Origin of the sequence: Paraburkholderia sp. MM5496-R1, from assembly GCF_050436205.1 — a bacterium.
Taxonomy (GTDB): Bacteria; Pseudomonadota; Gammaproteobacteria; order Burkholderiales; family Burkholderiaceae; genus Paraburkholderia; species Paraburkholderia tuberum.
This window is the reverse complement of record NZ_JBNDLT010000002.1, coordinates 2,545,446-2,563,403: the sequence shown is the minus strand read 5'-3', so window position 1 is coordinate 2,563,403 and position 17,958 is coordinate 2,545,446. Positions and strand designations below refer to the sequence as shown.

The 17,958-nt window shown below is 66.2% G+C and carries 18 protein-coding genes; 10 read left to right on the top strand and 8 right to left on the bottom strand.

Annotated elements, in window-relative coordinates:
• Nucleotides 1–140: 140 nt before the first annotated feature.
• The 7 genes from OKW38_RS18795 to OKW38_RS18765 are packed head-to-tail and all read left to right on the top strand — an operon-like array spanning nt 141 to nt 5,628.
• Nucleotides 141–668 carry a GspH/FimT family pseudopilin gene (locus tag OKW38_RS18795; RefSeq protein ID WP_409259081.1) on the top strand — a complete coding sequence of 176 codons (528 nt, stop codon included), beginning with the start codon at nt 141–143 and terminating at the stop codon, nt 666–668.
• A gap of 52 nt (nt 669–720) precedes the next feature.
• Entirely contained in the window at nt 721–1,113 is a 393-nt protein-coding gene (gene gspI / locus OKW38_RS18790) for a type II secretion system minor pseudopilin GspI (RefSeq protein WP_090805517.1), read from the top strand.
• The gene (locus OKW38_RS18785; RefSeq protein WP_429362646.1) at nt 1,091–1,765 is read left to right on the top strand and encodes a PulJ/GspJ family protein; all 675 of its coding nucleotides are present in this window, start codon (nt 1,091–1,093) and stop codon (nt 1,763–1,765) included. The genes gspI and OKW38_RS18785 overlap by 23 nt, the downstream gene beginning before the upstream one ends.
• Before the next feature lies 1 nt (nt 1,766).
• Nucleotides 1,767–2,882, top strand: a complete 1,116-nt coding sequence (gene gspK, locus OKW38_RS18780; RefSeq protein ID WP_090802326.1) for a type II secretion system minor pseudopilin GspK — start codon at nt 1,767–1,769, stop codon at nt 2,880–2,882.
• Between the two features lie 28 nt (nt 2,883–2,910).
• Nucleotides 2,911–4,320: a type II secretion system protein GspL gene (gene gspL / locus OKW38_RS18775; RefSeq protein ID WP_429362644.1), complete on the top strand. Its 1,410-nt coding sequence runs from the start codon at nt 2,911–2,913 to the stop codon at nt 4,318–4,320.
• Nucleotides 4,317–4,820, top strand: coding sequence for a type II secretion system protein M (locus tag OKW38_RS18770; RefSeq protein WP_090802323.1), 504 nt, complete (start codon nt 4,317–4,319; stop codon nt 4,818–4,820). The genes gspL and OKW38_RS18770 overlap by 4 nt, the downstream gene beginning before the upstream one ends.
• 28 nt (nt 4,821–4,848) lie before the next feature.
• A complete protein-coding gene (locus OKW38_RS18765) occupies nt 4,849–5,628 on the top strand; it encodes a type II secretion system protein N (RefSeq protein ID WP_429335535.1) in 780 nt (259 codons plus the stop codon).
• A 138-nt stretch (nt 5,629–5,766) separates the two neighbouring features.
• On the opposite strand, the gene OKW38_RS18760 is transcribed toward OKW38_RS18765, so the two are convergent.
• Entirely contained in the window at nt 5,767–7,371 is a 1,605-nt protein-coding gene (locus OKW38_RS18760) for an efflux transporter outer membrane subunit (protein ID WP_429335536.1), read from the bottom strand.
• A gap of 277 nt (nt 7,372–7,648) precedes the next feature.
• A complete protein-coding gene (locus OKW38_RS18755) occupies nt 7,649–8,047 on the bottom strand; it encodes a hypothetical protein (protein ID WP_429362642.1) in 399 nt (132 codons plus the stop codon).
• Between the two features lie 258 nt (nt 8,048–8,305).
• On the opposite strand from OKW38_RS18755, the gene OKW38_RS18750 reads away from it, so the two are divergent.
• Nucleotides 8,306–8,812, top strand: a complete 507-nt coding sequence (locus OKW38_RS18750) for a MarR family winged helix-turn-helix transcriptional regulator (RefSeq protein ID WP_018418907.1) — start codon at nt 8,306–8,308, stop codon at nt 8,810–8,812.
• A 211-nt stretch (nt 8,813–9,023) separates the two neighbouring features.
• Entirely contained in the window at nt 9,024–10,586 is a 1,563-nt protein-coding gene (locus tag OKW38_RS18745; protein WP_429362641.1) for a DHA2 family efflux MFS transporter permease subunit, read from the top strand.
• A 51-nt stretch (nt 10,587–10,637) separates the two neighbouring features.
• On the opposite strand, the gene OKW38_RS18740 is transcribed toward OKW38_RS18745, so the two are convergent.
• The 4 genes from OKW38_RS18740 to ada form a co-directional block, all read right to left on the bottom strand.
• Entirely contained in the window at nt 10,638–11,153 is a 516-nt protein-coding gene (locus tag OKW38_RS18740) for a hypothetical protein (RefSeq protein ID WP_429335538.1), read from the bottom strand.
• Nucleotides 11,154–11,376: 223 nt separating this feature from the next.
• Entirely contained in the window at nt 11,377–12,993 is a 1,617-nt protein-coding gene (gshA, locus tag OKW38_RS18735) for a glutamate--cysteine ligase (protein ID WP_429362640.1), read from the bottom strand.
• A 213-nt stretch (nt 12,994–13,206) separates the two neighbouring features.
• A complete protein-coding gene (locus OKW38_RS18730) occupies nt 13,207–14,127 on the bottom strand; it encodes a DNA-3-methyladenine glycosylase family protein (RefSeq protein ID WP_429362639.1) in 921 nt (306 codons plus the stop codon).
• On the bottom strand, nt 14,124–15,314 hold the full coding sequence (gene ada, locus OKW38_RS18725; protein ID WP_429362638.1) for a bifunctional DNA-binding transcriptional regulator/O6-methylguanine-DNA methyltransferase Ada: 1,191 nt from the start codon (nt 15,312–15,314) through the stop codon (nt 14,124–14,126). Before ada ends, OKW38_RS18730 begins: the two co-directional genes overlap by 4 nt.
• Before the next feature lie 463 nt (nt 15,315–15,777).
• On the opposite strand from ada, the gene OKW38_RS18720 reads away from it, so the two are divergent.
• Nucleotides 15,778–16,203: a VOC family protein gene (locus OKW38_RS18720; protein WP_018418913.1), complete on the top strand. Its 426-nt coding sequence runs from the start codon at nt 15,778–15,780 to the stop codon at nt 16,201–16,203.
• A gap of 44 nt (nt 16,204–16,247) precedes the next feature.
• On the opposite strand, the gene OKW38_RS18715 is transcribed toward OKW38_RS18720, so the two are convergent.
• The gene (locus tag OKW38_RS18715; protein ID WP_429363785.1) at nt 16,248–16,802 is read right to left on the bottom strand and encodes a YaeQ family protein; all 555 of its coding nucleotides are present in this window, start codon (nt 16,800–16,802) and stop codon (nt 16,248–16,250) included.
• A gap of 142 nt (nt 16,803–16,944) precedes the next feature.
• Complete coding sequence (locus OKW38_RS18710) at nt 16,945–17,922, bottom strand: LysR family transcriptional regulator (protein WP_090802307.1); 978 nt, start codon at nt 17,920–17,922, stop codon at nt 16,945–16,947.
• Nucleotides 17,923–17,958: the final 36 nt, after the last annotated feature.

Sequence of the window (17,958 nt, the reverse complement as noted above, 5' to 3'; positions counted from 1 at the left end):
CCCTCCTTGCCACCGGTTCGGCCGCTTGTTTCGCCAGGCGCCCTGCCCGCCACGCCGTTATGTTCGCGGCGCGTGCAAGCGTGCGTGCTTCACCGATGCATTGCTGTATGAATTTCCGTTGATCGTCGATGGCCGGCACTATGCGCACGTCCGCTTGCAAGTCCCGTGTGGACACTCCGTGTACCGCTTCGCGGCCGCGCTCCCGCCTGCGCCGCCGCCGCGCGGCAGGCTTCACGCTGCTCGAAATGATGGTCGTGCTCGTGATCGCGGGCCTGCTCGTGTCGCTGACCGCGGTCACGATGACCCGCAATCCGCGCACCGATCTGAACGAGGAAGCGCAGCGTCTCGCGCTGCTGTTCGAATCGGCTGGCGATGAAGCGCAGGTGCGCGCGCGGCCGATCGCGTGGCAGCCGTTCGAGGGCGGCTTCCGTTTCGATCAGCGCACCCAGGACGGCTGGCGTCCGCTGCGCGACGATCTGCTCGGACCGCGTCAGTGGGAAGGCGGCGTGACCAGTGTCGCGATCAGTTACCCGGGCTCGGATTCGCACGCCGATCGCATCGTGTTCGGTACCGAGGCGATCGACGTGCCGGTGCAGGTCACGCTGTTTTCGGCGGCCGGCCAGGCGACGATCGTCGGTACCGGCAATGGCCGCTACGAGGTGCGCTGAGATGCGGATGCTTCGCTATGGCAGGTCGGTCCGTGCCCCTTCCCTCTTCACGATGCGCGATGTCGGGTGCCGCGAGGAGCGTGGCTTCACGATGATCGAGGTGCTGGTCGCGCTCGCCATCATCGCGGTCGCGCTTGCCGCGTCGCTGCGCGCGGTCGGCAGTCTCGCGAGCGGCGAAGCCGAGCTGCACCGGCGTCTGCTCGCCGGCTGGAGCGCGGACAACGCGCTCGCGGACCTTCATCTGAAGCATGCATGGCCCAACATCGGCTCAACGAGCTTCGATTGCTCGCAAGGCAATCTGCAACTGCGCTGTACCGAGCATGTGACGGCGACGCCGAATCCGGTGTTTCGCCGTGTCGAAGTGATGGTGACGATGCCTGGGCAGTCCGGCAATCTCGCGCAGATGGTCACGGTGGTCGCGAATGAAAACAACCGCTCGCTGTGAGCGCCGCCGCCGTTATGGCGCGCGCGGCTTCACGCTGATCGAACTGCTGGTCGCGATCGCGATCCTCGCGGTGATCGCCGTGCTGTCATGGCGCGGGCTCGATCAGATCATCCGCGGCCGCACGACGATCACGAACGCGATGGAAGACGAACGGGTGTTCGCGCAGCTGTTCGACCAGATGCGTATCGACGCACGCCAGGCCGCCAGCGATGACGAATCGGGCCAGGCCGCGGTCTCGGTGTCCGGCAACGCGCTGCAGATCGTGCGGCACATGATGCTGCCGGCCACCGCGCCGCGTCTGCAGGTGGTGCGCTATCAGATCTCGAACGGCCGCGTGGTGCGCTACGCGTCGCCGCCACTCGGCAACGTCGGCGAATTGCGGCGCGCGTTGCACGGCAGCGACGAAGGCTGGAGCGCGGTGCCGCTGATGGGTGGCGTGGGCTCGATCTCGGCGCGCATGTACGTGCCGAAGCTCGGCTGGACCATACGGATGAACGACGTACAGACCGCGATGACCGAGGCCGTCAACAACCTGAAGGTGCCGCAGCTCGGCAACGCGCCGATGCCACGCTCGGTGACGGGGCTCGAGGTCAGCATCGGCGCAACATCGCTCGCGCGGCCGGTCACGCGCGTTTTTCTGGTCGGAGAATGACATGACGTTCTCCTCGTCGTCGTCGAAAAAGTCGGCATCCGGTTCGCGCGTGGCCGGCGCGCGCGAGCGCGGTGTGGCCATCATCAGCGCGCTGCTCGTCGTCGCGCTGTCGGCGATCCTCGTGTCCGGCATGTTGTGGCGCCAGCAGGTGCAAATCCGGCGCATCGAGAATCAGCGGCTGTTGTCGCAGGCGCAATGGGTCGCGCGCGGCGCGCTCGACTGGACCCGGCTGATTCTGCGCTCCGAAGGCGATACGTCGGCTGGCATCACGTATCTGGGCGGCGTGTGGGGCGTGCCGATCGCGAAAACCCGGCTGTCGGATTTTCTCGGCCAGATTGGCGAGGTACGCGCTGAGCAAGGCGCGGCCACCTACCTGTCGGGCTCGATCGAGGACGCGCAGTCCCGATTCAATCTGCGCAATCTGGTCGCAAGTCCGGCGCCCGGCGTGACGCAAATCAGCGCCGAGCAGATGGCCGCGTATCAGCGCCTGCTGGTGTCGCTCGGCCTGAGCGGGCAGCTCGCCAAAGTGACCGCGCTGCACGTGCGCGCGGGGCTGTCGCAATCGGCGACGCGCTTTCAGACCGGCACGTCGATCAGCAGCACGCCGCAGGTGGGCGGCGGCGGCGGTATGACGGGCGGCAACTTCACGAACCAGCCCGGCATCGAGGACGGTGACGACAACGTGGCGGTCGCGCCGCTGCTGATGACGAGCGTCGATTCGCTGCTCGACATTCCGGGCTACACGCCGGAGATCGTCGCGAAGCTGCGGCCGTTCGTCACCGTGCTGCCTACGACCACCGCGATCAACATGAACACCGCGTCGGCCGAAGTGATCGCGGCGATGGTGCCGGGCATGACCGTGTCGCAGGCGCAAGCACTCGTCGCGCGGCGCCAGACCGTGTTTTTCCGCAACGTCGGCGACGTCCAGCTCGCGCTGACCGCCGCCGGTGTGCAATCGGTGTCGATCGATCCGAATCAGTTCGACGTCAATTCGAGCTACTTTTTAGTCCACGGCAGTGTGCAGCACGAGCGCGCCGAAGTGGATCGCACGACGCTCGTCTATCGCGATCCATTGACTCACACCACGCGTATCGTGCGGGTACAAGACCAACTGTGAACAACGCAATCCATAGAGAGAGTGGCCTTTGAGCACGCTGATCGTCCTATTGCCACCGCGTGATCCGGCGGTGCCCTCGCAGGAATGGCAACTGCCCGAGCTGCCGTTCGTGCTGCTCGACAAGACGGGGCGCACGCAGCGCGCCGGCCGCTCGGCGCTCGCGCTGCTGCCACGCGCCGGCACGACGGTGCTGATGCTCGCCGCGCGCGACCTGCTGCTGATGCCCGCGACGCTGCCGCCGCTGCGTGGCCCGAAGCTGCGCCAGGCGCTGCCCAATATCGTCGAGGATCAACTGATCCAGGACCCGCAGACCTGCCATATCGCGGTCGATCCGCAGGGGCTTGGTGAAGGTCGGCACCTGCTCGCGATCATTGATCGCGGCTGGTTCCGTTTCATCTATGAGGCGTTCACGACGGCCGGTCATCGCAGTCTGCGCGCGGTGCCGGTCACGCGTTGCCTGCCGCTGGCGCCGGTGACCGAAGTTGCCGCGAACGACGATGAAACAGCCGAAGTGCGCGAGCCGGCGATGGCCGGCGCGGCGAGCGTCGCGACGTCGCTACCGGGCATCGCGCCGGTGGTCGCGCCCGAAGCGCCGTCCATCGTGCCGATGGTGGCCGCGGTGCTCGGTGCGGTCGTGCAGACCGCACCCGCGCTGCTCGTCGAGGGCGCGCTCGACAGCGGCGTGCCGCGCGTCGAACTGGCGATTGCACGCGGTGTCCAGGGCGAGGGTTTCGCGGCGCCGGCCGATGCGGTGAACGCGACGCTGTCCGCGCTAGCGGGTGCGGCGCCGGTGTCGCTGTACATGCTGACCGAGGTGCCCGGCAACGAGCCGAACCAATCCACGACGAGTCCCGCGCGGCTCGCCTCGCACATTCACGGCGCGAGTCCGCTGCCGTTCGAGCAGCTCGCGCGACGCGCGCTCGAATGCCGCTTCGACCTGTGCCAGTTCGAATTCGCGTTGCAGCCGTGGCGCCTCGATCGCGCGACGCTGCGGCGTCTGCGTCTGCCGATCGTGCTCGCGGTCGGCGCGCTCGTCGTCGCGATCATCGGCGCGAACGTGCAGTGGCTGATGCTTGCGCGTCAGCGTGACGCGATCAACACGCAGATGACGGAGCTGCTGCTCAATACGTTTCCGAAGACGACCGTCGTACTCGACGCGCCCGATCAGATGGCGCGTCAGGTGCAACAGCTGCGCGTGGCGGCGGGCGAGCTGTCGCCGGAGGATTTCCTGTCGCTCGCCGACGGCCTCGCGCGCTCGCTGTCGCCGCTGCCGGTCAACGGCATTGCCGCGCTCGACTATCACGAGCACCGCCTCGACGTGACCTTCAAACCCGCGGTCAAGGTCGACCCCGACTTCGCCAAGCGCCTCGCGCGCAACGGCCTTACCGGCGCGATCGACAGCAGTACCGGCAAGTGGACCATCAGGAACGGACAATGAAAGCTGAACTCGCTCAAACATGGGCTGGCTTCTGGGACCAGCGCACCGATCGTGAAAAGGCGCTGCTGACGTGGGGCGGCGCCGCGCTCGCCGTGGCGATTGCGTGGTCGGTGCTGTGGGCGCCCGCGCAGGAAGGCCGCGCGCACCTGCGTGAATCGCTGCCCAGCCTGCAGCGGCAGCTTGCGCAGATGACCGCGCAGTCGAACGAGGCGCGCTCGCTGTCGGCGGCCGCGCAAGGTGTCGCGCCGACCGGCGCGGCGCTGAAGGACGCGCTTTCCGCATCGCTCGGCGAACATGGCCTCGCCGCGACGCAGGTGCAGTTCGTCGGCAACGCGGTGCAGGTGCAAATGAAAAACGTGGCGTTTCCGGCCTGGACCGCGTGGGTCGATGACGTGCGCAAGCAGTTCAAGGTGCAGGTCTCCGAGGCGCACATCACCGCGTTGAAAGACGACGGCCAGGTCGATCTGACGGTCGCGCTGCAACCGTCGACCGCGAAATAACCACGCGCCGCTCGCTACAGGATCTCGCATGAATTACTGGATGTGGCGCCTGCGTGCGGCGCTGCCGTGGCTGGTGGTCGCCGTTTTGTCGGTGGCGGTCGTGACGCTCGCGTTACTGCCGGCCGCCTGGATTACGCCGCAGTTCGCGCGGCAAACGCACGGGCACGTCAATCTCGTCGACGCCGAGGGCTCGCTGTGGCACGGCTCGGCGACCCTGATGCTGGCCGCCGGCGCCGATATGAGCGCGGCGACGCTGCTGCCTGGTCGGATCGAATGGCGCACGGCGTTCTGGCCGCTTTTCACCGGACGCGTGCGCATGGTCATGCGCCATAGCGAGGCGATGCCCGACCCGGTCACGGTCGAAGCGACGCCGCGCGGCGCAACCGTCACGCCGGGCGTGCTCACGGTGCCGGCGTCGCTGCTCGCGGGGCTTGGCGCGCCATTCAACACGCTCGATCTGCAGGGCAACGTGCAGCTGTCGTGGTCCGAGTGGCGCAGTTTCAACGGCGAAGCGTTCGGCCAGCTGACGATGATGCTCGACGACGTCAGCTCCCGGGTGTCGCTCGTGAAGCCGCTCGGGTCGTACCGGGTCAGGTTTCAGGCGCAGGGCACGTCGTCGGCGCTCGATCTGAGCACGATCAAGGGTCCGTTGACGCTGACCGGCAGCGGCACGGTGTCGGCCGCATCGACGTCGTTTCATGGCACGGCGAGCGCCGCGCCGGAACAGCACGATAACCTCGCCGGCCTGCTGAATCTGCTTGGCCGGCCTAGCGGGCCGGATACGGTGGCGCTGACGTTCGTGCACTGAGTTGGGGCTGACGTGCGCTGATGTGTGCCGAGGCGCGTGTTTCGCGCGCGTGGCGCGATGAAAAAAGAGGCATGGCCGCGAGTTGCGGCCATGCCTCTTCTGTTTTGTGGCGTTGCTGCGCGGCGAGCGCAGCGGACATTATTTGCTCTGCACCCGCGCTTGCGGCGCGTCTGTGCCCGACGCGGTGCTCTGTGCGATGGACGGCGCGCCGACTGACGTGGCCGCAGCTCTCGGCGCCGATGCCGGCAGCGGCGCGGGCGCCGCGACATCGCCGGTCTCGCGATTCATCTGCGACGCGTCCCAGCCGCCGCCGAGCGCCTTCACGAGCCCCACCGACGACACCATCCGCTGCCCGGCGATATTCTCGAGCTTCTGTTCGGCCGTGAAAGCCGTGGTCTGCGCGGTCAGCACATTGACGAAGCCGACCGTACCCGCCTTGTACTCGTTCGTCACGATGGCGAGCGCCTGGCGCGCCGAGTCGACCGCCTGCCGCTGCACGACGATTTCCTGTTCGAGGATGCGCAGCGACGCGAGGTTGTCCTCGACGTCCTGGAACGCGGCGAGCACCGTCTGCCGATAGGTCGCGACATCCGCGTCATAGGTGGCACGCGCGGCCTCGGTTTGCGCTTTGCGCAGGCCGGCGTCGAAGATCGTCCCGGCCAGTTGCGGGCCGAGCGTCCAGAAGCGCGACGGCAACGTCAACAATTGCGAGAACACCGAGTTCTCGAAGCCGCCGGTCGCCGACAGCGTCAGCGACGGGAAGAAGGCGGCGATCGCCACGCCGATCTGCTCGTTCGCCGCCGCGGCCTTGCGTTCCGCCGATGCGATATCCGGCCTGCGTTCGAGCAGCGCGGAGGGCATCTGCGCAGGCACGGCGGGCGGCGTCGCGGTGAGCGGCATCGGCGGCAGGGAGAACATCGACGCGGGCACGCCGACCAGCACCGCGATCGCGTGCTCGTCCTGCGCGCGCTGGATGCCGTTGTCGATCGCGGCGGCCTGCGCCGATTGCAGCTGCGTTTGCGCCTGGATCACGTCCGAGCGCGCGGCGACGCCGGCCGCGTACTGATTCTGCGTGAGTTGCAGCGAGCGCTGATAGGCGATCACGGTGTCGTCGAGCAGCTTCTGCGTGGAGTCGAGCGCGCGCAGCAGGAAGTAGGTCTGCGCGAGCGTGGCCTGGGCGGACAGGCGCGCGTTCGCGAGGTCGGCGGCCGCGCCCTGCTGGCCGGCTTTCTGCGCGTTGACCGAGCGCGTGACCGAGCCCCACAGGTCGGGCTCCCAGCTCGCCGTCATCTGCACGTTGAAGCTGTTGGTGATGCCCTCGCGACTGGTCGCCGTAGTCGCATTGCCACTGGTTTGCGTGCCGTTGCCCGAGCGCGTCGCGCCCGCCGACGCACCGATCGTCGGGAAGTACGCTGCCCGCGCTTCGCCGACGAGCGCGCGCGCCTGCCGGTAGCTCGCGGCGAATTGCGCGATGGTCTGGTTCGCGGTGTTGAGCTTGGCTTCGAGTTCGTTGAGCTTCGGGTCTTCGTAGATCGCCCACCAGTCGCCGCGGTCGTGTTGATCGGCGGGTTCGGCGACTTTCCAGCCGGGCGCGGCTTCCTTGAACGACGCGGGGATCTCGGTGGCCGGCCGCTGATAGTTCGGACCGACCGCGCAGGCGGCCAGGAGCGTCGCGCAGGCCGCGCTCACGGCAAGGGACAGGACGCGCGGCGCAAGCGCCCGCGACATTCGATCAGACTGCATGCAATGAATTCCTTCTGGACGCCGCAATACGGCCGGGAATGGCGCCACCGGCCGGGCGAGATCGTGGTCTGCCGGAATGTTAGCGTATGAGCCCGCGCGAGCGCGGGAAACTGAAAGCCGAAAGGTTAATGCGAGGCGGTCCGCAGGTGTGTTACTTGCGGTGACGCGCTGGTTACGCGTTGTTACCGGCGGCGCGAGGGGCTGCGGGTTCGCGGTGGTTCAGATGGCTAGACGAAGCGAAACTGTGCCGAAAAGCGCGCTGCGAATCGGTGCACCTTCAGAGCCGCGATTCCGTGGATTGGGTCTGCTGGCGTTGACGCTGACACACGAGCTTGCCAGCGGAGGCCCGGCACGACGCACCGCCAGGCGCGAGGCAAGCGTTACCGCTGTTGGCCGTCGCGGGGACGACGTTTCCCGCCTTTATCACGAAGCTTTCCTTCGGCAGCACGATCTCGCTGGATTCCGCGCCCACAACGCTGCCTTTGCTCGCCCGCTTCGTGCCCCTTCGATGCTCGGCCCACGCGAGCAACGCGACACCCACCGACCCACCCGGCAGCACGAACAGTCCCGCAAACAGCGCGAGCTTCCACCAGCGGTGTCGGCCCTGGAAGGTATGGAGTGCGGAATCGGTGAGTGAGCGGCTGAGGCCGCCAAGCGTGTTTTTGAGGTACAGCATCGGGGAAATCCTTTGGCGCGCGTCGCGAGGCGGGCGGCGTGCGGTCGATCGGTCAGAACATGGTCTCGAATGGCGCAGGACGCGCGAAACTCATTGCTTGTCATAATATTGACTATGCAATCAAATTTCAAGATACTGTGCGGCGCCATTGATTCGACTGTTGTATTTCGGTTGGCCTCGTTGCGCACCGCAAAATGCGATTTGACTTGTCTGCTTAGGCAGCTAAACTTCGTCTTGCCTGGATGTTGCGGATACCCCATGACTGATGGCCCCTACAAAGCGGACGAGGTCGAGCTCACGAGCAGTCTCGGCTACTACCTGACGAAAGCGCGCAACGTGCTGGTCGAGCGCACGGACCGTGCGGTCAAGCCGCTCGGGCTCACCGCGCAGCAGATCGGCGTGATTCTGATGCTGTCGTCGCGGCGCGCGAGCACGCCATTCGAGCTGTCGCGCGCGATGTCGTACGACAGCGGCTCGATGACGCGTCTGCTCGACCGACTGGAAAAGAAGGGCTTCGTCGTGCGCACCCGCAGCAGCGACGACCGACGCATGGTGAAACTTGAGCTGACGCAGCAGGGCCACGAGGCCGCGCGCCAGTTGCCGAACCTCGGCGCAACTGTGCTGAACGACCAGTTGCGCGGCTTTACCGCCGAGGAGCACGCGACGCTGATTCACCTGCTCGCCCGTTTCATCGCAAACGGTCCCGAGGGAGACGCCGACGTGGGTTGCGGACCGGCGCCACCGCCGGACGAGCCGCCGGGATGAGCCGAAGCATGCGTCAAACAACGGTCGTCGTCGGATGGCGGCGGCGCGTCATCACGAAGTACTAGCAGGACAATCACGAGGCGCGTTTCCAAGGCGTCATTGTCATCAGATATCTGTCTGGGCAGAGGGTGATGCGGCATGCAAGCATCGTATCTGAAACACCCGATAAGGCTGCCGCGACAAGCTTTCGCCGCCTGAGGAGAACAAACCTATGGATGCCACGGCTTCCAACGCCACGCTGCCCGCAGCAGAACTCGCCCCGCTCCAGGGCGGCACGCTCGCGCTGCTGACCGTCGGCCTTGCGCTCGGCACCTTCATGGAGGTGCTCGACACCTCGATCGCGAACGTCGCGGTGCCGACCATTTCCGGCAGCCTCGGCGTCGCCGCAAGCCAGGGCACCTGGGTGATCTCGTCGTACTCGGTCGCCTCGGCGATCGCTGTGCCGCTGACCGGCTGGCTCGCGCGACGCGTCGGCGAGGTACGACTCTTCACGCTGTCCGTGCTGCTGTTCACGATCGCGTCGGCGGCCTGCGGTTTCGCGCACAACTTCGAATCGCTGATCGCATTCCGGCTCGTGCAAGGGCTCGTGTCCGGGCCGATGGTGCCGCTGTCGCAGACGATCCTGATGCGCTCCTACCCGCCCGCCAAACGTGGACTCGCGCTCGGCTTATGGGCGATGACCGTGATCTGCGCGCCGATCTTCGGCCCGGTGATGGGCGGCTACATCACCGATAACTTCACGTGGCCGTGGATCTTCTACATCAACGTGCCGATCGGCCTGTTCTCGGCGTTCTGCGCGTATCTGCTGCTGCGTGGCCGCGAGACGCAGACGACGCGCCAGCGCATCGACGCGGTGGGCCTCGTGCTGCTCGTGACCGGCGTGTCGTGTCTGCAGATGATGCTCGACCTCGGCAAGGACCGCGACTGGTTCAACTCGACGTTCATCGTGGCGCTCGCCGTGATCGCGCTCGTGTCGATCGCGTTCCTGCTCGTGTGGGAGTTGACCGAGAAGGAGCCGATCGTCGACCTGTCGCTGTTCAAGGATCGCAACTTCGCGCTCGGCGTCGTGATCGTCTCGTTCGGCTTCATGGCGTTCTTCGGCTCGGTGGTGATCTTCCCGCTATGGCTGCAAACGGTGATGGGCTATACGGCCGGCCTCGCGGGTCTCGCCACGGCACCGGTCGGATTGCTCGCGCTGTTTCTGTCGCCGATGATCGGCAAGAACATGCATCGGCTGAATCTGCGCATGGTCGCGAGCTTCGCGTTCATCGTGTTCGCGATCGTATCGTTCTGGAACTCGACGTTCACGCTCGACGTGCCGTTCGGCCACGTGATCCTGCCGCGGCTCGTGCAGGGGATCGGTGTCGCCTGCTTCTTCGTGCCGATGACGACGATCACGCTGTCGAGCGTGTCCGACGAGCGTCTTGCAAGCGCGTCGGGTTTGTCGAATTTTTTCCGCACGTTGTCGGGCGCGATCGGCACCGCGATCAGCACGACGTTCTGGGAAAACGACACGATCTATCACCACGCGATGCTTGCAGATACGGTCAGCACGTATTCGGCGAACACCAACGCCTATACGAATGCGCTGGCGGGCGTCGGGCTCTCCGGCGACAGCCTGACCGCGCAGCTGAACCAGGTGGTGACGAGTCAGGCGTACATGATGGCCACCAACGACTTCTTCCGCATCTCGGGCGCGGCGTTTATCGTGCTGGCGGTGCTCGTGTGGATCACGAAGCCGCGCAAAGGCACCGGGCCTTCATTAGGACACTGAAGCAAACGCGTGGCAGCGGCGAACGCATCGCCGCTGCGGCCACCGCTCGATCTATTGCGACATCGCCTCGCCATTCGGCAGCCTGGTCGTGTTACGGGGCGTCGTCTCCGGATGCGTCGCATCGGGCGCGTTCTGCGATGGCGTCGCGCTGCCTTGCGGCGCGCTGGCGGCTGTGCCCGTGGTGCCTCTCACATACTGCTTGAAATCCGCACCGGCTTCCCACGGATTCGGCTTGCAGCCGAGCGAGCTGTCGCAATGCGCCGAAAAGCCGATCGTGGTGGTGCCATCGGGACCTGCGGCGCGCGTGATCTCAAACGCGAGCGCGCGCTTGCCGCCGTCCGGGCCGGCGGTCTGGATCAGCGAGTCGTTAGCGGTCTCGATCTTGTACTTCGAATGACTCGCGACCCACGTTTGCGCCCGTTGCCACCAGAGGTCGCATTCGGCCTTGTTCGAACACGTCAACGGCCTGGTCGCGATCTGCATGACATCGGGATCGACCTGACCCTGGGTCGAGCATGCCGTCGTCGCCAAGAGACACAGCGCGGCCACCAGAGCTTTGTTCTTCACGTCGATACCTCCCCTGTGGAGCATGTCATAAGATTTTGGACTACCCCATCGAAGCGGTGTTTCACCCAGATCAGAGAATCGCGACGTCGCGCGGAGTATTTGCCGATTCCGCGGACGCCTGAAGAGCGCAATCCGTAGAGGTTACCTGCGCGTTACTCGGGGCAAAGAAAAAGCGGCCACGTGGGCCGCTTGAAGCACTTCCGGGATGCTGTGGTCCGAACGCTCAGACGCTGAAGCGATTGAGCGTATAGGCCCGATACGCAGCGACGAACGCATCGAACGAACCAACCTCGTCGCGTTCGAGCTTCGCCTGTTCGTCGAGCGATCGCACCGCGAGGTCGGCAAACGCCTTGGACTGCGCGGCATCGAGCGGACGCGCACGGAAGTACGCGGCGTGCGCTTCGCTTTGCGCGAGGCCGAACGCGAGGAAGCTTTGCTGCTGGTCGCGCATCGTTTGCAGCACGCGCGCCGATGGCGTCAGCGACACGTCCGCGAGCTTCGCGCGTTGCGCGGCGACCGCGCGCGCGTGTTCGTCACCGCCCTTCAGGCTGTCGAGCACGGCCGCCGCGGCGTCGATTTTCACGAGCAGTTCGTCGGCCCAGTCGATCATCGCGACCGGCTTGCCGTCGCGAACCAGTTCGAGGCCTGGCTTGCGGCCTTCCATCGTCACGCGGCCGAAGTTCCGGTTCGCTTCGGTGTACGCGAGCGGAGGCAGGGACGCGCTGTCGTCGAGCGCGCACACGAGCAGGTACGCGTCGAGAAAGCGCGACGTTTCGAGCGAAATGCCGGCCGGCTCGAACGGATCGATGTCCATGCAACGCACTTCGACGTATTGCACGCCGCGCGCGGCGAGCGCATGCAACGGCCGCTCACCCGGATACGTGACGCGCTTCGGACGGATCGTCGAATAGAACTCGTTTTCGATCTGCAGCACGTTGGTGTTGATCTGCACCCACTCGCCGTCGCGTTGCGTGCCGATCTGCTCGTAGGCGGGATACGGCTGGCTCACGGCTTTCGCGAGCGCGTCGAGATAGCCGGGCAGCGTGTCGTAGTCGGCGTGCAGCGCGGCTTGCGCGGCCGTGTTCGAATAGCCGAGATCGCTCATGCGCAGGCTGGTCGCGTACGGGCGGTACAGGGTGTCGGCGTCGAACGTATCGAGCGTGTGTTTGCGATCGCGGAGAAAGCGCCGATCGAGCGCCGGCGACGCGCCGAACAGATACATCAGCAGCCAGTTCGTGCGGCGGAAATTGCGGATCAGCGCGAGGTAGCGGTCGGACTGGAAGTCGACGGCGTTCGCGGTGGATTGCTGATCGGCGTGCAGCAGGCGCCACAGGTCTTCGCTCAGCGAATAGTTGTAGTGGATGCCCGCGATGCACTGCATCGTGCGGCCATAGCGCAGCGCGAGGCCGACGCGGTACACGTACTTCAGCTTGCCGATGTTCGAGGTGCCGTAGTGCGCGATCGGAATGCCATCGTCGGTGGCGGGCAACAGTCCCGGCATCGAGTTGTTCCACAGGATCTCGTCGCCGAGCTCCGCGTAGACGAAACGATGCAGCACGTCGAGTTGCGCGAGGGTTTCGGCGGCGTCCTGCTCAGCCGGCGTGATCAGCTCGAGCAGCGCCTCGGAGTAGTCGGTCGTCAGCGACGGGTGCGTGAGCGCCGAGCCGAGCGCGCGCGGATGCGGCGTCATCGCGAGCTGGCCGTTGCGCGTCACGCGCAGGCTTTCCCTTTCGATGCCGCGCAGGCCGCGTATCAGCACATCGTGCTGCGGGCTCGAGTCGAGCACGGACAGGCGGTGCGAAAGCGCGTCGGTCGGGCAGGAAGGTGTGGTGTTTGGCATTGATGCAAGTCGGGCGTTGCCGGTCGCCGTGTATCGCCAGACGATTCACAGACGGTATAGCGGCTGACAACGTTCGGCGGAATTTTCGGTAGCGGGCACTTTAACATCTCGCCAGAACCGCTGCTTGCGGCCGCTTCGGCGGAGTTTCAGCGAGCAGGTCGAGGTCGCGCTGAACTACGCCATCGGCATCGGCACGTCGCGACGACGCTCAGCTCATCCCCCGCGCGCAGCGCCCGCCCGATCCGCCACCTCGTTCCACAGATGCATCGCGGCATACGCGCGATACGGCCGCCACGCGTCGGTGCGGCTGCGCTGCTGCGCGGGCCGTACGAGCGAAGGATCGCGCGCGCAGATCGATTGCATCAGCACGAGATCCGCCTCGGGCCATGCATCGGGATCGCGCCATGCACGCATCGCGACGTATTCGACGGTCCATGGGCCGATGCCCGCGAGCGCGAGCAATGCGGCACGCAGGCTCGCGGCATCGACGGTGTCGCTGCTGTCGAGCGGCACGTCGCCGCTCGCGACCGCACGCGCGAAGCCCTGCAACGCGGCGACGCGTTTGCCCGGCATGCCGATCTGCGCGAGATCGACTTCGGCGAGCGCGGCCGGCGTCGGAAAACGCCACGCGGTGTTTTCGTGCGGATGCCCGTCGATGCGTTCGCCCGCTCGCTGCACGAGCCGTCCGATGATGGTCGTCGCGGCCTTCACGCTGACCTGCTGACCGACGATCGCGCGCACCACCAGTTCGAAGCCGGACCACGCGCCCGGCACGCGCAGGCCGGGCACCGCGGCGACGAGCGGCGCGAGCCACGGGTCCGCCGCGAGTCCGGCGGCGATCTTCTTTGGATCGGCGCACAGATCGAACATTCTTGCGATTGGCGCGGCGAGTGCGTCGGCGTGGCGGCTCGCCGGCCCTTCGATGCTCGCGACGATGCAGCGCTTGCGCGGATGCAGCCGCACGCTGAGTGTGCCGCTGTCGCCGTTCCAGTCGATCGCGCGACGATACGCGCCGTCCTCGACGGCTTCGACGCCGGGCGTCGCGCGGCCGCTGAAAAAGCGCAGCAGCCGCGGCCAGTCGAACGGTGCCTTGAACGGTAATTCGAGAGTTGCAACCTCGTGAAGCGTGCTCAAGCGGCGTGATCCAGTTGGGAGTTGTGGGAGTCGGCATCTGTGCGGCTTGCGTCGCGGCGGGGCGCGTCGCTGGTTGAAACGCCGCCTGCGTGCTGCGCCTCATTGTCGAGCAAGGCGGCCTTGCGCGGCAGCCCCCAGCGATAGCCGGCGAGCGCCCCGCCCTTCTGCACGACGCGATGGCAAGGAATCGCGAGCGCGACCGGGTTGGTCGCGCATGCGCTCGCGACGGCGCGCACCGCCCGCGGCGAGCCGACCGCCTCGGCGATCTGCGAATAGCTGCGTGTCTCGCCGTACGGGATCCGCCGCAGCGCATCCCACACGCGCTGCTTGAATGCGGTCGACGCGATATCGAGCGGCAACTCGAAGGCCTGGCGCGTGCCGCGCAGATACGCGTCGATCTGCGCGATGAACGGCGCGAGCCGGCCGGCGTCTTCGCGCAGCTCGGCATTCGCGAACTCGCCGCGCAACTCGTCGATCAGCAGCGCGGTGTCGTCGCCGAAACCGATCTTGCAGATGCCCTTGTCAGTCGCGGCGACCAGCACGAAGCCGAGCGAGGTCGGCGCGCTCGCATAGTGCACCGTCAGGCCCGCGCCCTTGCGGCGATACGCGGACGGCGCCATGCCGAGCTCGGCCGGCGCGCTGTCGTACATTCGCGATGGCGAGCCGAAACCGGCGTCGAGCGTCGCGCGCGTGACGTCGGCGCCGCCCTGCAGCGCATCGCGCAACGCGGCGCCGCGTTGCGCGGCCTGGTACTGACGCGGCGAGACGCCGACCACGCGCTTGAACAGGCGCTGCAAATGGAACGGGCTCACGTGCACGGCATCGCTCAGTTGCGCGAGCGTGAGGCGCTGCTGCGGATCGGCGTCGAGCGCGGCGCACGCCCTGGCGACGATGTCGAGCTCGCGCGGCAGGCCACCGGGCTGGCAGCGCTTGCAATCGCGAAAGCCCGCGGCGCGCGCGGCGGCGGCATCGGTGAAGAAAGCGACGTTTTCGCGGCGCGGCTGGCGCGACGCGCACGACGGCCGGCAGAACACGCCGGTCGTCCTGACCGCGTAGAAGAATGCGCCGTCGGCATCGCGGTCGCGGTGGGTGACGGCGTCCCAGCGTTCGTCGTCGGTGCGCCACTGGGTGGTGTCGACGTCGGCGGCGGCGCGCATGGGGGCGGAATGGCGAGTGGTGGCGTTCATGATGTCATGGGGCCCGGATGGGCAGGCAGTGTCGATGCTCATCAATCTAGGCCCGAACGCTACACAGTACGCGCCGGATCTTGCTCTGTGATTCGGACGCGCTTGTCCGTACCCGTAGTGGGGTCAAACCCGGCAAATTGCAATCCGAAGCGCCTTGGAATGCCCTGCGGCCGGACGTTTTGCCTCAAACTGCGGCAATTTCGCACGATATCGGGTTTTCCCTTAAAAAGTTATTGCGTCGCACCAAGCCGATGTGTATATTAGTGCTTGTCTCCTCCATGTCTCCTCCTGATATGGATTCAGCCCGCTCCACTTGAGCGGGCTTTTTTTTGCCTGCGTTTTCTGTCCGCGCCTGGCCCGCATTTGGTCCGGTTCGCCCACGACTTCCCGCCGACCCACCCCGCCCTTTCCTTTCTCCTACACTTCCTAATCGGTTCTCCGAACTAGCGAAAGGGCGTTCGACATGAAAATCCACATTCGCGAGATCGACCACGTCGTGATCCGGGCGACGCACGTCGAAACCCTCGCGCGCTTTTACTGCGACGTACTCGGTTGCAGCGTTGAAAAGGAGCAGCGCGAACTCGGCCTCACGCAACTGCGCGCGGGCCGATCGCTGATCGATCTGCTGCAGGTCGGCGCGAAGCTCGATCGCGCGGAAAACGGCGCGGCGGGCACGGGGCGCAACATGGACCACCTGTGTCTGCGCGTCGAGTCGTTCGACGCCGACGCGTTGAAGGCGCATTTGAGCGCGCATGGCGCGCGGCTCGGCGAACAGGGAGTGCGTTATGGCGCGGACGGATTCGGGCCGTCGCTGTATCTGTTCGACCCGGAGGGCAATATGGTCGAGCTGAAGGGGGCGCCGGAAGCGGCGCGGGTCACGTCGCTCTGAATGCGAGAACGAAGCGGCGCAAAAACTGGTTCAGACCTGAGCCGTCACGCGTCGGCGGGCGCCTTCAGTACGGTCCAGTCGATCTTCACCGCGTCGGCTTCGGCGCTGCCGAGCCATGCTTCGCCGTCCTGCACCGTGCATTGCAGCCGCATCGTGCGTTCGGCAAGCGAGCCGAGCGATGCCGCGACGACTTCGCCGAGCGTCCAGACCGTCACGTTGCGCAGGCGCTCGACCTTGTTGCGCACGCCCTGCCACCAGATTTCCGAAGTACGCCCGCCATACGCGATCACGACCACGTGATTCGCCCGCCCGCTCGCCTTGGCGATGCGGCGCTCATCGGGCTGGCCGACCTCGATCCACGTGTCGATCGCGCCGGTCAGATCCTTCGCCCACAGATCCGGTTCGTCGACATCCGACAAACCTTTGCAGAACTCCAGCCGTTCCTGCGCGAACAGCGCGAACGCGGCGACGCGGACCATCATCCGTTCGTCGGTTTCGGAGGGGTGACGGGCGATCGTCAGCGAATGGTCGGCGTAATAGTGCCGGTCCATGTCAGCGATCTGCAGTTCCGCCTTGTATATCGTCGATTTGAGAGCCATGCCGTTGCTAAACCAGGCGCTCGCTCCACCGGAGCGCAGCGAAAATGAATCGTCGACGGCGCGTTGCCGTTTCTTGTGTTTGCTGTACATCGTATGTTCCTCACGCGCCGTCAGCCGGTGCCTATGACACAGAAGGAAGCATTTACCGGGCCACCGCGGGTTCCGTGGCCGTCCCGTACACATCGCGAGCCGCATCTCGCAGCGCGTCGAGCACGACGGCGGCCGCCGGCGACAACAGGTGCGACTGGCGCGTGATGATACCGAATGTATCCATCCTGCAAGGCAAATCGATCGGGACGCGCTTCAATACCCCGTACTGTTGGTACTGACGCGCCACTTCATCGGGCAATACCGCCAACATGTCGCTTTGCAGCAGCAGGCTCGAAATCGCGAGGAAGTTGTTCGTATTGACGACGTTCTGCGGCGGATTCAGGCCGATCTGCGAAAACATCAGATCGAAGCGATGGCGCAGCACGCTGCCCGGCGGATGCAGCACCCAGCTCGCATTGACGATGCCACGCAGCGTCAATCCCGTTTCATTTTCGAGCGGATGGCCCGGACGCGCGACCACGCACAGCGGTTCGTCGGCGAGCGGTTCGTAGCGCACGTCGGTCTTGAACTGGTTCTGCCTTTCGAGCACGCGGCCGATCATGATGTCGAGATCGCCTTCGGCGAGCCGCGGCAGCATCACGTCGGAGGTCTCGACCTCGGTCCAGATCTGCAACTGCGGATAACGCGCCTTCACGCTCGCGATCGCGCGCGGCACCATCGTCGCGGCGGCCGCGGCGATCACGCCGATACGCACCTGACCCGCGAGCCCCGAGCGCAGCGCCGAGATTTCGTCGTGCGCCTGGCTCAGGTTCGACAGCACCATGCGCGCGTGGCGGATCATCACCTCGCCGTACAGCGTCGCATGCATACCGTGCGGCGTGCGGTCGAACAGGCTCACGCCGAGCATGTCCTCGAGCTCTTTCAACAGGCGCGACGCGGCCGGCTGCGTCATGCCGAGCACGTCAGCCGCGCGGCGCACGTTGCCCTCCTCCTCCATCGCGGCAAGCAGCAGCAACTGGCGCGTCTTCAGCCGCGCGCGCACGAACCAGTTCGAATAGCTACGCGTCATCGCAGGGTCTCCTGGTTTTTACGAGCGATTTTTGTA